This is a genomic window from Planctomicrobium mucosum (genome assembly GCF_051466335.1).
GTDB lineage: Bacteria > Planctomycetota > Planctomycetia > Planctomycetales > Planctomycetaceae > Planctomicrobium.
Genome location: NZ_CP195793.1, coordinates 480,992 through 496,117, shown reverse-complemented (window position 1 = coordinate 496,117; position 15,126 = coordinate 480,992). Strand labels below are relative to the sequence as shown.

16 protein-coding genes are annotated in these 15,126 nt (G+C 52.0%); 3 read left to right on the top strand and 13 right to left on the bottom strand.

The window, feature by feature from the left end; genetic code table 11:
• Positions 1-58 precede the first annotated feature (58 nt).
• The 12 genes from SH668x_RS02080 to SH668x_RS02025 all read right to left on the bottom strand — a co-directional run bounded on the left by SH668x_RS02080 (position 59) and on the right by SH668x_RS02025 (position 11,991).
• On the bottom strand, positions 59-943 hold the full coding sequence (locus SH668x_RS02080; protein ID WP_437187042.1) for a prephenate dehydrogenase: 885 nt from the start codon (positions 941-943) through the stop codon (positions 59-61).
• Between the two features lie 206 nt (positions 944-1,149).
• On the bottom strand, positions 1,150-3,057 hold the full coding sequence (locus SH668x_RS02075; protein ID WP_437187041.1) for a CotH kinase family protein: 1,908 nt from the start codon (positions 3,055-3,057) through the stop codon (positions 1,150-1,152).
• 97 nt (positions 3,058-3,154) lie between these two features.
• Positions 3,155-3,838, bottom strand: a complete 684-nt coding sequence (locus tag SH668x_RS02070) for a DUF4956 domain-containing protein (RefSeq protein WP_437187040.1) — start codon at positions 3,836-3,838, stop codon at positions 3,155-3,157.
• The gene (locus SH668x_RS02065; RefSeq protein ID WP_437187039.1) at positions 3,831-4,166 is read right to left on the bottom strand and encodes a VTC domain-containing protein; all 336 of its coding nucleotides are present in this window, start codon (positions 4,164-4,166) and stop codon (positions 3,831-3,833) included. The genes SH668x_RS02070 and SH668x_RS02065 overlap by 8 nt, the downstream gene beginning before the upstream one ends.
• A gap of 28 nt (positions 4,167-4,194) precedes the next feature.
• Positions 4,195-4,662: a VTC domain-containing protein gene (locus SH668x_RS02060; protein ID WP_437187038.1), complete on the bottom strand. Its 468-nt coding sequence runs from the start codon at positions 4,660-4,662 to the stop codon at positions 4,195-4,197.
• Entirely contained in the window at positions 4,662-4,919 is a 258-nt protein-coding gene (locus SH668x_RS02055) for a hypothetical protein (protein WP_437187037.1), read from the bottom strand. Before SH668x_RS02055 ends, SH668x_RS02060 begins: the two co-directional genes overlap by 1 nt.
• 198 nt (positions 4,920-5,117) lie before the next feature.
• Positions 5,118-5,960 carry a helix-turn-helix transcriptional regulator gene (locus tag SH668x_RS02050; protein ID WP_437187036.1) on the bottom strand — a complete coding sequence of 281 codons (843 nt, stop codon included), beginning with the start codon at positions 5,958-5,960 and terminating at the stop codon, positions 5,118-5,120.
• A gap of 381 nt (positions 5,961-6,341) precedes the next feature.
• Complete coding sequence (locus SH668x_RS02045; RefSeq protein WP_437187035.1) at positions 6,342-9,644, bottom strand: inverse autotransporter beta domain-containing protein; 3,303 nt, start codon at positions 9,642-9,644, stop codon at positions 6,342-6,344.
• 100 nt (positions 9,645-9,744) lie between these two features.
• Positions 9,745-10,665 carry an RluA family pseudouridine synthase gene (locus SH668x_RS02040; protein ID WP_437187034.1) on the bottom strand — a complete coding sequence of 307 codons (921 nt, stop codon included), beginning with the start codon at positions 10,663-10,665 and terminating at the stop codon, positions 9,745-9,747.
• Positions 10,666-10,823: 158 nt separating this feature from the next.
• Positions 10,824-11,150 carry a cupin domain-containing protein gene (locus SH668x_RS02035; protein ID WP_437187033.1) on the bottom strand — a complete coding sequence of 109 codons (327 nt, stop codon included), beginning with the start codon at positions 11,148-11,150 and terminating at the stop codon, positions 10,824-10,826.
• Between the two features lie 6 nt (positions 11,151-11,156).
• Positions 11,157-11,735, bottom strand: a complete 579-nt coding sequence (locus tag SH668x_RS02030) for a sugar O-acetyltransferase (protein WP_437187032.1) — start codon at positions 11,733-11,735, stop codon at positions 11,157-11,159.
• Positions 11,725-11,991 (bottom strand): DUF1653 domain-containing protein, encoded by a 267-nt coding sequence (locus tag SH668x_RS02025; protein WP_437187031.1) that lies wholly within the window; start codon positions 11,989-11,991, stop codon positions 11,725-11,727. The genes SH668x_RS02030 and SH668x_RS02025 overlap by 11 nt, the downstream gene beginning before the upstream one ends.
• A gap of 198 nt (positions 11,992-12,189) precedes the next feature.
• Between SH668x_RS02025 and SH668x_RS02020 the strand changes: the two genes are divergently transcribed.
• Both SH668x_RS02020 and SH668x_RS02015 read left to right on the top strand, forming a co-directional pair.
• Positions 12,190-12,954 carry a hypothetical protein gene (locus SH668x_RS02020; protein ID WP_437187030.1) on the top strand — a complete coding sequence of 255 codons (765 nt, stop codon included), beginning with the start codon at positions 12,190-12,192 and terminating at the stop codon, positions 12,952-12,954.
• 144 nt (positions 12,955-13,098) lie between these two features.
• Positions 13,099-13,296, top strand: a complete 198-nt coding sequence (locus SH668x_RS02015) for a cold-shock protein (RefSeq protein WP_437187029.1) — start codon at positions 13,099-13,101, stop codon at positions 13,294-13,296.
• Positions 13,297-13,381: 85 nt separating this feature from the next.
• On the opposite strand, the gene SH668x_RS02010 is transcribed toward SH668x_RS02015, so the two are convergent.
• Positions 13,382-14,083 (bottom strand): site-2 protease family protein, encoded by a 702-nt coding sequence (locus SH668x_RS02010; protein WP_437187028.1) that lies wholly within the window; start codon positions 14,081-14,083, stop codon positions 13,382-13,384.
• A 264-nt stretch (positions 14,084-14,347) separates the two neighbouring features.
• Between SH668x_RS02010 and SH668x_RS02005 the strand changes: the two genes are divergently transcribed.
• Positions 14,348-15,124, top strand: a complete 777-nt coding sequence (locus SH668x_RS02005) for a metal ABC transporter ATP-binding protein (protein ID WP_437187027.1) — start codon at positions 14,348-14,350, stop codon at positions 15,122-15,124.
• Positions 15,125-15,126: the final 2 nt, after the last annotated feature.

Sequence of the window (15,126 nt, the reverse complement as noted above, 5' to 3'; positions counted from 1 at the left end):
ACAGCTATTCGCGTTTGTGATTGCCGACCAGCAAATGGTCGATCGAAACGCAAGCTGATTACTTGTTCGCTTCTTGAGCGGAAATTCGGTCACGGAACTCCAAGCGGCGTTCCTGGGAGTTCTTCAGAAGAACGCAGACGTCCCCTTCACGGCCCAAAGCGAGCGCATTACGGAAACGTTGAAGAGCCTGCATTAACTGGTCAGTCGCCTTGGCAAGCTGCACCTTGTTTTGCACGAAAATAGCTGCCCAGAGTTCAGGATCACCGGCAGCGACACGAGTGGTATCGCGATACCCGGTGGAAGCGAATTCCAACATTGGAATTTCAACCATTTCCGCAACGGCAGCAGCAGCGAGGTGAGGCAGGTGGCTGGTCAGCGCGAGAATTCGGTCGTGATCGTAACCAGACATTTCGCGAGTTCTCATACCGAGAGCTCGCCAGAAATTTCTAATGGTTTCAATGGTCTCAGGAGAATTTTTGTCAGTGGGAGTCAACACACACATGCGCCCCTGGAAGAGCTGTGTATCGAAGTTCTCGAACCCTGCCAGATGTGATCCCGCGACAGGGTGTGCGCCGACGAATCGCGGGAATTTATCAGTCTCTTCCTGCCAGACAGTATTAACGATTTCTTCCTTAACGCTCCCCGCATCGGTGACCAATGTGGTCTCAGGAGTGTTGCGAAGAACGGAGAGCACGTCGCTGATGATTCGATTAACCGGAGTACAGACGACAACAAGATCGCACTCAGCGAGTCCTTCAGGACCGGACGCGACTTCGTCAATCACTCCCAATTCACGAGCAGCTTCCAGTCGAGATGCGTTACGGCCATAGCCCACTATGGTTTTGGCTAGACCCAAAGTTCGCGCAGTGGCAGCAATCGAGCCTCCGATTAAGCCAACGCCGACGACACCCAAACGCTCAACGGAAAATGATGGATTTGACATGCGGAGGATTGTAGCAATTTCGGTCGATGGGTGGAAATCGAAACAGCAAATGATCAACGAGACTTGATCAAGTGGAGAGTATCGAAAATCAGCATGATCTGTGTCAACTCACCAGAATCAAGGCCAAAATAGAAAACCCTTGCAGGATCGAATGATTCTGCAAGGGGATGTCGTGAAGACTGAACCACGTTCAACGTCGCTGAGCGTTACTTCAGTTCTTGAATTGCCTTGTTGTCCAGCAGCGCTTTCCTGCGCTGTTCAACAAACTGTCGGAGGGACAATCTTCCCGGAACAGCTTCCTCTTTGATGTCTCCGTCCACCGCTGCTTTGAATGCCGCCGTGGAGGTCAATTTGCGAGTGTCCTCTTCGACAGCCCCTTCAATCCTTTGTCTGTAACCGTCAACAACCGGGCCAATTTTTTCCCAGTTGAGCCACTCGTTGGCGATCGTGTTCATATTGCGCAAGTACTTCTCCCGGTATTGCGGGACAGCGAGCAACTTGCTGATCAGCGGTTTCGTCGGATCCTGGAGAGAGACCAATGGGTCCAATTGAATCCCTCTTGACCCTCCCATTCCACCGAATGGCCCCCCCGGAGGTCCCCCCGGTGGTCCAAACCGACCGCCGCCCAGTGCGCCATCTGGCGGTCCGCCGAACGGTGGCCGTCCCTGACCGTTTGGCTGATCTCGTTGTGGTGGAGGACCCTCTTGCTGGAAGTCTCGTGGCGGAGGACCACCTGGAGGCCCGCCTGCTGGTCCACCTCGCATGCCACGACCGCCGCCCGGCGGTCGCATCATGCCAACTTCGAACGTCTCGTTAATGTCATGTGGGATAATGTGGAACTTCCCGCCTTCATCAAGGTAGATGTTGTAGTCGCTTGCACGGGTCCAGTAGCCATCGCTGTTGAGCAGTGCGTTCTCCAGTGCCAGAAACCAGAGCACGCCGTCAACATTCAGGATCGGTTCGATTGCTTCTGGAAGTTGTTCCGCTGGGGTCTCGTTCAGCACCTTGCAAAGCTGTATGATGGCATTCCAAGACTCTTTGTTGTCCTTGGTTTTGATTTCGTACTTCTGCTTATAGAGCTCGGCATCGTCTCCAAGGTATTCCAGACCGCCGCGTCCGCCGGGGCTTCCGGGAACCTTCCAGCGACTTCCCTTCGTGGTTCCAAAGTTTTCCTGCAGGAACTGTTTGTCGAATTGTTGCTGGTTCGAGTAGACGCCCCAATATTCGCCGTTGATCACGACCCGCACCAGATTGACCTTGGGAACAGGGATGTAATGACGGGCAATATGCGAGTAGAGCACGCCATGAAGAAACGAAGAGTCGCCATTGGAATTCAACAAGTTCAGCGACTTGTAATCGCCGATTCGTTGGTCTTTGACGAATTCATCCAGCGTGACATTTAACGATCGTTTCGCCCCCGTTGGGACCATCATGTAGGAGGACATCCCTCGGAAGTGAACTCCGACGTTCGGGTAGGTTTTTCCATCGACAATCAGCGAAGCTGGGACTTCGACGTCAGATTTATAGAATGCCTCGAGATCTGATTCCCACTGATCATCTTCGAAGTTCAGGAAGAGGGTTCTGAAGATTGATTCGTCATAGAAGTTCCCTTCAATTGGTTGGACTTCATCCAGAGAAACTTTTCGTCCCGGCTTTGTCTCTTCGCGTGCAAAACCTCCGGGACCTCCCGGGCCACCAAAGCCTCGCCCTCCGCCGGGACCGCGGCCTTCACCTCTCTCGCCCGGACCTCCGTTGGGTGGTCCACCTTCCGCTCCTTGTGGCCCACGTGGCGGACCGCCAAATCCACCGGGACCGAATCTTCCTCTCGGTGACTCTAATGCTTTTTTCTTGGCAGCATCACGTTCTGCGCGGTTCAGCATTCCATCCTGATCCGCGTCAAACTCTTTCAAAAGTTTGCGGTCTTCACGATTTCCGAATGGTCCGCCCGGGCCACCAGGTCCACCCGGCCCACCAAATGGAGGGGGCGGGAATTGAGGAGGGCCATTGATCCCATCCGGTCCTCCGGGGGGTGGACCGTTTTCAACCTGAGCAATTGCTCCCGCTCCGAACAACATCAAAATGGCGCTCGCTGTCGCGAATTGGCGATTGAACATGATGTGAACTCAATCTACTTTCTGAATAAAACTCAGGTTGTCAGTTCGGGAAAATGCTCTGAAGTGGATTTGGTTAACCGGATGAAACATGTGTTGATCAACTATTGATTCGATTCAGTTCAACTCCCATGACTCCGTCAAGCCGGTTCAACTCACCGACGATCTCAGTCATGGAGTCTGTCGACTTGAGTTCACCGCGGTACTCAAGATCCATAGCTGCTCCTTGTCGGGCAGTGCTGGCACTCGTGAGCTGAATTCTGGCGAAATGTGTTTGAAACACTGTGTCGAGTTCTGCTTGTGGATTCTTGCCGAGTGCAAGTCGAATCGAGAGCTTGCAAGGAATGGATAAATTCGACTTCGAACTCGTCGGAGCATGGCTGAGCAGAATGGCTGCCGCAGCGACTACCGGCATTCCAACAATGGGAACGAGCAGGAGTCCGGTCCCTGCTGCCATTCCGACAATGACTGAAAAAATGACGAACGCTGTGTCTCGAGTGTCATCAACAACCGTACGAAAACGGACGATCGATAACGCTCCGACAAGGCTGAACGCGCGTGCCACGCTGTTTCCAATCGTCATCGAGACCATGGCAATCAGGACTGACAACAGGATGAGCGTCGCGGTCAGCATGCTGGGAGAGGGTTCTTCTCTGCCATGTGAGAGTCGGTAAATCAGTGCAACGCCGATACCGTACACGAGAGCAGCCAGTATTCTGAAAATCAGCACGTTCGTTGTGATCGCCCCTTCGGTTCCTCCCGTGACCGTCAACCACTCAGGCACTTTCTACTCCTAATAGATTTTCTGTATCGGTGTTCCGAATGCATCTTCGGTATTTTGAACAGCCCTGAGGAGTGATCTGAAACTGTTCAATCGCATTTTTGAAGGCAGTCGGCATGGAATCTTCAAATTTCATTTCACAAATCACCTGACCCTGAAGCAGAGGAAGCATCTCTTCGGGAGTGTCGAGCCTCCACTCATTTTCGCGACGACCCTGAATCTGCCGGTCGAACGTCAGTCGCACAGGGGTGCCTGACTCAACGCCGAAATAGGCACGTCGCAGGTACTGCATCTGGCAAACTGGTCTTTGACACTCTTCGACACTCTTCACGCACAAGTTGATCAAACCAATTGCCCGACTAGACCTGATTCGAATTGGATTGAGAAAGGTAGTTCAGTTCATCGAGGTTGATACAACTCCGCTGCTTACGAACCCGATCGCCGTTTTTCGTTTTTTGTTCGAGAAACACTGGCCTCGTCGCACCAGGGTCTCCGTAAGTTCGAATCCGGAGCTTTCTCTTTCCATGAATTCCTTCTCGGTGGAACACGGAGTACGCGGGGGTATCGAGGTACAGCGTGCGAATGAGGTAGGAATTGTCGAGTTCAGGAGAGGCATGAGGATCGAGGCTTAGTCGGTCGACGAAGTGCCATTCGATTTCAGCAGCCACGGATTCGATGAGCAGAAATTTGATTTCGAACGTTCCGTTGCTTTCGTGATTTTCCCGTAAGGAGGGAGATAAGTGAGACGCAACCTTGAGTGAGAACGGCGGGGGATCCCGTTCGATATCAATGTTGTTCGAAGTGGATCGAATCGAAGAGTGCGTCATTATCCGACCTTTCCTGGACCTGTTTCCTGTCGGCAATCACGATCGTTCGATTTCATCGCCGCATACCGTTCAAAAACCTGCATCAGATTTCGATGCTGAATCTTTCTGTGGGCCAGTAATGCACTGAGAAGCATGGCTCCGATGGAGACCCAACTCATCACACTCAGGTAGGAGGCGAAGCCTCGTGAGAGTTCCCATGCGATCACTGCATTTGCCGTTGCCAGAATCGCGGAGATTCCAATTTGCGACCAGAACATATTGAGAGACCTCTATTTGACTTCGGCTCTGAATTGTCATGCCCTATCATCAAACCCAATACCGAGCATCAAGTTTCGCGGCATCTGAAGAAATTCTCGCCTGCTGAGATTTCGCGATTTTCTTGGGTGGAAGTCAATATTTCGTCTGGACGTTGGGGCCAGCGACAGCGACCGATTTGCCGAGGCTTCTAACCGGAATCAATCGGCTTTTCGCAGCGAGCTTGGAGATTTGCCAGACCAGCGTTTGAACGCTGTGCTGAACGAAGAAGCTGACTGATACCCCGTCATGCGGGCGATCTCTTTCAGATGGTGTCGCCGAGATTTTAAGAGAGTGTCAGCGAGTCGCATGCGGACTTCAAGGAGATGGTGATTGAGAGTGGTCCCGACCTGTTCCTTGAACTTCTGAGCCAGTGCCGATCGTGAAATTCCGGCAACAGAAGCCAATGTCTCAATCGTCCATTGATTTCCGGGATCCTGTTCCATTGCCCGTAATGTTTCCGCAATCTCGGGAGCCAAGCCGTTGTTCGATGTGATGAAGTGAGGATCCTGCTTAATAACGGTCTTCAGCACCAGCCCGATGATGAGGCTTGCCATGCTGTCGAGAAGCAATCCAGTAAGTTCCGAGTGCCGATTCGATTTTGAAAGCGAAGACAGGTTCGCACTGAATTCGGCAGAGAAGAGAGATTCAGCGCGAACGAGTTCAGGATAGCCAGCGAGCAGCACCTGCGACTCGGCCGATGAAGGCTTCAAAAGGATTCGGAGGTAAGAGCTACTTGGAGAAGGATTGGAAATCAGTCTGAGATGATGACTCACTGGCTGTGTGACGATCGCGACTTCGCCTTCTCGCAACTGTTGAGAGAGCGATTCGGAAACTGGAGATGGAGCCCAATCACTTCCCGGATCCTGTTGTTTATCGATCGTCAGAGTCCAGATTCCTGATTGGACAACGTAAATTCCAAGGGACTCGGAAGCATTCGGGACAGAATATTCCTTCGCCATTCCGACGAAATCAATTGCAGTGATTTCAAATGGTGCCAGCAAGAAATGTTCACATCCATTTAACAGGAAACGGTCGATTGAGCACGGAGCGGACAGCATCACTTTGATGCAGAGAGACTCAGTATTCCGTCACCGGAATCGTCTCTTGAAATCATTCCACCTGCGCCGACTGACGCTCCAGATGTCTCTCGATTGAGGCAAATTGAATTCAGAAGAACTGGCCGTTTACCGCTTGGAGCGGGATCTGGGCACACTTCCTCCACCTCAGTTGGGGGGCTTCCGGAGTTCTCATTAAACACCGAATTGAAGTTGGAGTATCGATCGAACTCGTAAACTAGAGGAAGTTTTTAGGATTCTCATTCCAAAAAGAAACCCGCACAGATGTCATCCGTGCGGGTGAGATTTTATCAGATTCGTCGCGAATCATTCAAACCGGAAGGTGCTTCCATTGATGAGCAGCTTTCCTGATCCTCCCGATGCAGGGAATGCGTAAGGCGTCGTCGCACCGGTAATTGTGTTGTTCTTTGTCGAGTGGAACTTCACGACTGGAGTGGCCCCCACTGTATCTGTTGTGAATGCGTCCACGATAATTCCACGGTCGACAAAGGTATTAAATCTCGACAGGTCGATTGAATTGTTATCCAACGCCACGACGGATTTGTCGTGAATGGAGGTGAATAGAATTCCAGTTCCACCGCCTGCGTAGTCAACAATCTTGTTGCCCGCCATTCCAATTCCCGAGGCTTTGCCGATCTTCGCTCGAACGGCGGTCTGGTTCGCACCGTTCATGTCGAATTGGTTCGAATCGACGAAGAAATTCACCGGTGATTCCATATCGGCGTCGATGGCGATACCGTTGATTCCACTCAGCTTGAATTTGTTCCCACTCACTTGCACCTGAGAGAGTGCTGAGCCCACTCCGGTGGTGATCCTGAATCCGGATTGGCCTGTTCCGGATCCGACGATGTTGTTTCCGAGGATGTTTGCAACAAGTGGACCTGTCCAGTTCAGAGTCGCAGCCGCAGAACCTGTTGTGTTCGACAGGTCAATCGCGTTCGACTGGAACGCGTAGATCAGCGATGCGGTCTCTGATCCCGCCAGTCCATTCACCTCAAAGAAGGTTCCAGGGAGCGCGGAGACGAGGTTTCCACCAATCGAGGCATTATAGCTTCCTTCCTTGTCGACATTGAACAGGATGCCAACTCCGGAAGTAATGGTGTTATCCACAAAGGTGTTTTGCGCGATTTGCAGCGAGTTTAGGTTTGTCGCTTCTATGAATGATGTGGTTGTCCCTGAAATCGTTCCTCGCGAAATGGCCAGAGTGTTTCCAGTGTCGACTACAGCCACTTTGTCGTTGTCTTTGAAATCGACCAGTTGTAATCCAACGTATCCTTCAGGAGAGTCCTCAATCAGGATGGCAACGTCTGTGTTCTTGATCGTTCCTCCAGAACTCAGGGTGCTGCCAGTTCCAAAGACTGAGACCGTCCCCTTCGTATTCTTCATGCGAATTGCGTGATCGCCGCCATCAGCATTAATACTTGTCAGGTTGACGATGACAGAGGAGTCTTCGAAATCCAGTGCTCTGGCATTTTTAGCTGTCAGTAGACCATTGCCAATCAGAATTCCGTTCGTGTCAACCGCCTTCACTGCGGTTGCTCCTTCGGTAGTGATTTCTGCTTTGGTGAAGGAGATCAGTCCTTCATTGTTCTCAGCCACAATTCCCTCGCCGAAGCCACCGCCACCGTTACGGACGATCAGATTTTCGATCGCTACGATGCTGGGGGTGACAGTGGTGACGTCGTCGAGAACGCTGGTCGTCCCCTTGTCATCAACCTCGGTGAGTGACTCCATGTTCTGCACACGGAACGCCGCTCCCTGGGTTTCCTCGATGAGAAGACTCTTGGCGAAATAGATCTCGCCCATTCCGCCATCGATGTGAACACCATCGCCAGCGACATCTTTAATTTGAAGATCATCAATTCCGAGATAGTCGTCGATGTCCTTGATCGTAATACCGTTGCCGCCAGAACCCTCAACCTTCACATTGGTCAGATAGCTGCTCTCAACGCTCTCGAGGAAGATTGCATCATCGGAAGTGTTTTCGACGGTAACATTCGCGACTCTCACGTTACTCTTGTCGATCGCGACAATCCCGCGACCACCGCTGTTGGAGATTTGGAAGCCGTTAATTGTGGAATTGTTCCCCATGAGAACCGCGTCCCCTCCGGATGCAACAATTCGTGGAGTTTCTCCTCCGGGATTGTTGCCGCCAGGAACATTAAACCAGCCGTACCGAGGATCTTTGTATCGGTGGTCGCTACCTTCGGCCAGCAGCACCTGATTGTCTCCCACAACAACCGACTCATTCAACACGGAGTCTTTGTGAACGAAGATCAAGTCAGGTCGCAATGCATCAGCCTGTGCGTCCCCGATCGTGGAGTATGGATTGTCGAATGCCCCTGTACCGCCTGTGTTGGTGCTGTCGACGTGTTGAACAATGATGGCAGAACCGTCTGCTTTGCGGGCGATCACGTCACTTTCGACGTCGGTTCGTTTGGCCAGAATGACGTTGTAATTACGATTCACGAATCGGCGAAGCTGACCATGCAGGCTTGTTGTCGGAAGTTCGCGAGTTCCGAATCTCCAGGAAACTCCAATATTGAAATTCGTGCCGTAGAGTTGGTCGTGGGTGATCGATGTCATCGTCTGCAGTGACGGTACGACATATCCCTGGAGCTGAAACTTCATGCCGTTGACGTCATCGATCTGGTCATCACCCTGGAAGTGATACCAACCCGCCAAGGCTTCGACTTGATGCTCCTGCATCAGCTCACCTGGAAGATAGGCTGAGAAATTCACATCGAGACCAGTGAGAGCTTTTCCCACCTTGCTACGGACGTCGAACAGAATGTGGTTCTCATCAAACCGTGGATCAATGATCGACTGCTCGATGATCTTTTCTTTGTTTCCAACGGGCATGTAAACGTTACCGGAGAAGCCAGCCATTCTCATGCGTGCTTCCCAACCAACTGAAAGCTGATGAAATGTCGAGCCCGATGAGGTGTCGACATCGTAGAAGCCATTCACACCGAATAACGCGGTGTCGGTTGGATCGATGAATCGATAGCCCAGTCCGAAGTTTCCTCCGAACTTTCCTTCCATGTTGATAAAGCCACGCATATCCCCGAAGAAGATCTCGTTATTCCCAAGGACGTACGGGAAAAGTTCCAGTGGGACGATACTGTCCTGACGGCCGAACGCTTTCAACCCGATAAAGCCGATCTGGCCATCGAGTCCCAGGACTCGATCGACATCATCTGGATCGGGTGGAAGGACGACGTTCACATTGTTCGTCGCGGTGTCCGGGAAGGAGAGTGAGCCGGATTGTTCTTCGGCTGCAGGGTCAACGAAGGATTCCTGTGCGAAAACCGGTTTGTTCAGCATCCAAACCAAACAAATTGTGAACAGGCTGAGAGTCGCCCGGAAGCTGCGGCGTCCAGATGTTTGTGAACAATCTGGAGTTTGAGCTGTGAGAATCGGGTGGAGCATGATCTCGAACTGGATTCGGTATGAAGGATGGCGGAACCGCCGGGGGAACGTGGAGAGTTCCCTTAGTACCTTGATCCGTTCGATTGCGACAAGATGGACGTGCTGAATCTGGACGATATCGCACGTGAATTGGACGAAATAGCGGAAATTTGATTCAAGTGCGGCAAAAACCGCCATCTCTACTGTCGATCGCGACTTCAGATTTCAGACCGGGCCGGTTTCACTTCAGTTTGATTGATCGTGCAATTGCATCGGGGTCACCGAAAGAATGCGCTATTCAGCCCTGAGTCCGAATGAATTTCAAGAAGTCTGGTGGAATTGGAGCCTCGAACCGCACTTGCTTTCCCGTGACGGGGTGCTCGAAACCGAGTTTCGCTGCATGGAGAGCAAGACGTTTGGCTTTCCATGCAGGGTGCTTTGCCTGATCGGGGCGGTAACGATCATCCCCGATGACCGGATGGCCCACTTCAGAAAAGTGCACGCGGATCTGGTTGCGGCGACCGGTTTCGAGTGTCGCGCGGATCGCTGTGGCGTTTCGCAGGTGCTTTTCTACCTCGTAATGAGTGATAGCCAATTCGCCTTTTTCGCCCGGGTTGACGGAATACCGCTGCAACCGCTTGTTCGTCGCCATAAAGGTCTTAAAAGTCCCTTTGGTTTTCGCAACTTTGCCCGCGACGATGACAAGGTATTCGCGTTCCGCTTTGCGAACGCGAAACTGATCAATCAGCGATTTTGCGATCCGCTCGGATTTTCCGAGAACAAGCAGGCCCGAGGTATCGCGATCCAGTCGATGGACTGGAACGGCCCGGGCATTCTTATGCCGACGACGCAAATAGAACGTCACTGCGTCGACGAGGGTCTTTTGGCCTCCTTTGTCGGTCTGAACGCTTAATATTCCGGCCGACTTATCGACGACGATCAGATGTTCGTCTTCAAAGATCACGTTAAAGGATTTCTGCGTGATCTCTTTCTTGGGCTCCTTGTAGCGACTGTGGGGGTCGTGAGTGACTTGAACGGTATCCCCAACTGCGACTTCCGTTCCCCCTTTTTTGCAGACATTTCCGTTTAAAATAACGCAGTCGAGGTGCAACAGCCCTTTCACTTCGGAGCGGGAACGAGATGTCAACGCCTGAACAAGCAGGTCAATCCGCCCAACCTGCTCCTGTGTGACCTCACACTTCACTACCGCCATCGCCATAAAAACACCTGAAAACAGCTAGCATTCCCAATCGAGTTCTCGAAATCTTAGTGGATTTGCCAACCATTGGAAATTCGCGGGATTCGACCATTCGGCGATGAATCGAAATCGTCAGGGAAGGGGTATCAAGCACGCAACACGAAGCGATGCGATTCCCGTCAGTGCTGCTGGATGAAGACCACGAGCCAGATGGTTTGAACATCAGGAGACGTCCAACTGACCCGGTGTCGGCAATGCGCAGGAAGGAAGTAATGGTCTCCCACCCCCAGAGGAATGGATTCTGGTGAGCCTTCGATGTCGAGACGGGCTTCACCCTGCAAGACGATGACCCATTCGGCATCTTCCTGGTCATACCAGAAAGCTGGAGGACTCGCGTGCCCTTCTGAGATAATTCGTTCGATTCGAATATTCCCGCTCTGAAGGAGATTTTGAGTCAGCTCGGCCTGAATTTTCGAGGGGATCTGCTTGAAAATATTCTCAACCATATCGAGTTAAACAATCGCTGTCTGGTCGTTGTCGTTAATGTCGCGGAGGACGCGGCAAGGGTTTCCCACAGCGACGACTCCATCCGGGATGTCCCGTGTGACAACACTCCCGGCTCCAATAATGGTGTTCGAACCGATTCGGACACCCGGGCAGATGATGGCTCCTCCGCCAACCCACACATCTGAACCGATAAAAATGGGTTTCCCAAACTCAACTTCTCGACGTAATTCCCGATCAAAGGGGTGTGCTGCCGCGTAAATCTGGACAGCAGGGGCAAATAAGGTGAAATCGCCGATGTGCACTTCACAGACATCCAGAACGACGCAGTTGAAGTTGAAGAAGACCTTTTTCCCCAGAAAAATATTCTTCCCATAGTCGCAGTAAAACGGAGGCTGAATCGTCACCGTGTCGCCGCCTGAGCCAAGTAGCTGGCAAAGAGTTTCCCTTTTGAGTTCCGCTTCATCCATCCTGGCGTGATTAAGCGTATGCAGCAGATTCAGGGCATCTGTGTGCAACTGAACCAGTTCTGGATCCGATGCGTGATAAAGTTCGCCCGTCAGCATTTTTTCCCGTTCAGTTCGCATGATCTGCCCCTGAGTCTGCGTGGAGAAATTTAAAGCGGGGAACGGAATTCCCATTCACCTCAACCAATTCAGTGAACATGGAAGCTGGTCGTACCCAGAGTCCAAATTCACCATATTCTTGTCGATAAACGACCAGTTCCTCTTCGGTTTCGCTATGACGGGCGATCCCGAGCACCGTGTATTCGTTTCCTTTGTAATGGCGGTAACGTCCGGGTGAGACCGCGTGAGTCAGTGGAAGCGATTTTTTTTGATCCATAGTTCTGGCGATCGGCTTAAAAGTGAGCGTTGTGACTCGTCGTGAGGCAGCTCTGAACTGCAGTTTCCGGGGAGCCCAACCAGTGTATTCCGCCGAGCGAGGAACCACGACCTTCAGCCCCTGACGATGGGCTTACTGCAAATGTGATCTTTGCTTAAGATGGGCCATTCTTCTTCGACATGTTCTGATTTCGTTGCAATGCGCCCTCTGACGCTCCTGACACACCTCGAACTCCCATCTCCTTCGCCAGCAGAAATTGTCAGGCGACAGCGTACCATCCATCGAGCATTGCTCGCGAATTCCAACGTAATGGACGCGGCAAATTTCACGCAATTTCACCCCAAAGATCTGCAGCAACTCTTTGAACTCTATGATGATCAGTTCTTTGGAGGATTTTGTCACCAGCAGCTCAATGGCGTCCCGCTCAACTTCCGAATTTCGAGTCGAATGACTTCCGCTGGAGGAAAGACGACTCGATTTCAGCGTCGAAATGCTCCTCAGAGCAAGTCCTACGAGATTACGGTCTCTTCCACCCTGCTCTTTCAGACATTTCACGATGTCAGAAGGACCGTCAAAGTGACCGGGATCGAGTGCAAAAACCGTCTGGAAGCCCTCCAGAGGATCTTCGAGCACGAAATGGTGCACCTGATTGAGATGCTTCTCTGGGACGATTCCAACTGCGCAGCCGGAAGATTTCAAAAAATTGCCGGTTTGCGATTTGGCCACACGGAGCATCGGCACGCGCTGGTGACTCCCCGAGAACGCGCCTCAAAACAATTTGGATTGCAGCCCGGAAGTCGGGTGAAATTTCAACTGGAAGGGGCTGAATACGTGGGAATAATCAATCGAATCACAAAGCGGGCAACGGTTTTGGTCGAAGATCCACGCGGCCAGCGGTACTCAAACGGGCGGTGTTATGCCAAGTTTTACGTGCCGTTTGAACTGCTCAAACCTGCACAATAGTTTCGGCAATGCGACAGAATTCTGCGGCCGACGTTGACCATTAGAACAATTCCGGTCAATATCAGTTTGTTCGGTGGACTCAGCTCAAATTCGTCTTGTTGGGCAACATCGTACACACAGGCTTAATCAGGAAGTAGATGGAAGATGGCTGAAGGCACAATCAAGAAGATTACAGATAAGGGTTTCGGATTTATCGACACAGGAAAGGGTGCTGACCTGTTCTTCCACATGTCGAATCTCGAAGGCGTGCGAATCGAAGACCTCCACGAAGGACAACGCGTTTCCTTCAACGAAGGTCGCGGTCCTAAGGGGCCACGCGCAGAAAACGTTAAGCCTGTGTAGTACCGGACTCGGACTCACTGAAACAGTCGACGTTCACACGTCGGCTGTTTTTGTATATAGAGTGACTCCTTCAGTCACCCACTGATCAGAATGAATCGCGGGACTCACCATCCTGCAGCGACTGGTAGCTGTTAAAGCCCAGTACAAAAAACAGCATGACAGCGAACGTTCTTCCTTGCATCAGGAAGTATGTCCCAGCGATGGCAGCGGTCACAATGCTGATCCATAACGCGATCTTTCGCCCCTTATCGCGCCCTTTCATCGAACACAGAGCCAGACAAACCTGTCCCCCATCGAGCGGGAATACTGGCAGTAAATTGACGAGTCCCCACCACAGGTTGATGTAAAACAATCGGAGGAGAACGAAACTCAGCATCATCTCGAAGTTTTCGGGCATGATGGGGAGGTACGGGAGCGCGAATCGATTTAAGAGCCAGAGGACCCCGAAGAACAAAAAGCCGGCACCCGGCCCCGCCAGAGAAATCGCGATTGATTTCTGCGGGGTGTAGTTTCCGTAAGGCTCGTACATGGCGAGTCCTCCGAATTGGTAAAGCAAAATCCGGGGGCGGTACCCGAATGCTCTTGCGACGAGAGCATGCCCCAACTCGTGGATCAGAATGGAAACGAGTACGACGAGCCACCAGGCAATCAGGTACTCAACTCCCATTTCCAGTAAACCGAACCCCAAAACCGTTGCACCGACCCAGAACCAGATTGAAATTCGAACTGGAATTCGAGCGATTGAAAACTGGGCGTCAAAGTTGGTCGGCTGAACTGGGCCAAGCATTACAGATCCATTTCATCAAAAACCAGCAATCGCTGGTCGCAAGTTCCCGCATGATGTCTCTGAGGAAGCGGGCAATCGGGCCAAGGTAGCGGTAATGCTGTCTCGGGGAAAGTGGAGCATTGGCTACATTGTTCGCCTCGAACTCTATAAGATCAATTCCCGAAAAGGTTTCCCTTGGTGTATTCCGGTACATCAGTCGATGAAACCTGCCAAATCAGTTGTTCATCCCGAGGCTTCTGTGGTGCACGGAAGCATGGTTGAAGCATGAGTGGATCCCCTGTTCATCCCGCCAACTCGCCGTTGTCGATCCGTGACTTAACTGTCGCGTATCAACGTCGTCCAGTCGTTTGGGATGTCGACTACTCAGCTTCACCGGGAAAGCTGATCGCGATCCTTGGGCCCAACGGGGCGGGAAAAAGTACGCTGATCAAGGCCTCGCTCGATCTCGTTCCCAAGGTGTCTGGATCGATTTCTTTTTTTGGAAGGCCCTATCGAAAGGTTCGCGATCGCGTTGCTTATGTGCCGCAGCGAACGAGCGTCGACTGGGATTTCCCTGTGAACGCTCTCGATGTCGCTGCAATGGGGCTGTACCGAAAAATTGGCTGGTGTCGTCGTGTCACCAAAAAGTATCGCGATCAAGCTCTGGAAGCACTCGACCGTGTCGGGATGGCGGACTATGCCCACAGGCAGATCCGACAACTTTCCGGCGGCCAGCAGCAACGGGTCTTTCTCGCACGGGCTCTGGCTCAAGATGCCGACCTGTATCTGATGGATGAACCGTTCGCCGGTGTCGATGCTGCGACGGAACGAGCCATTGTTTCCATACTGCAGGACCTGCGTTCCGCGGGAAAAACGGCACTTGTCGTTCACCACGATTTGCAGACTGTGAATGAGTATTTCGATGAAGTGCTGCTGTTGAATCTGCGCAAGGTCGCTTCAGGTCCTAAAGAAACAGTCTTCACAGCCGAAAACCTGAAAAGGACTTATGGAGGGAAGTTGTCGCTACTGGATCAGGTCAGTAAGCGGATCGCGGATCAATAACT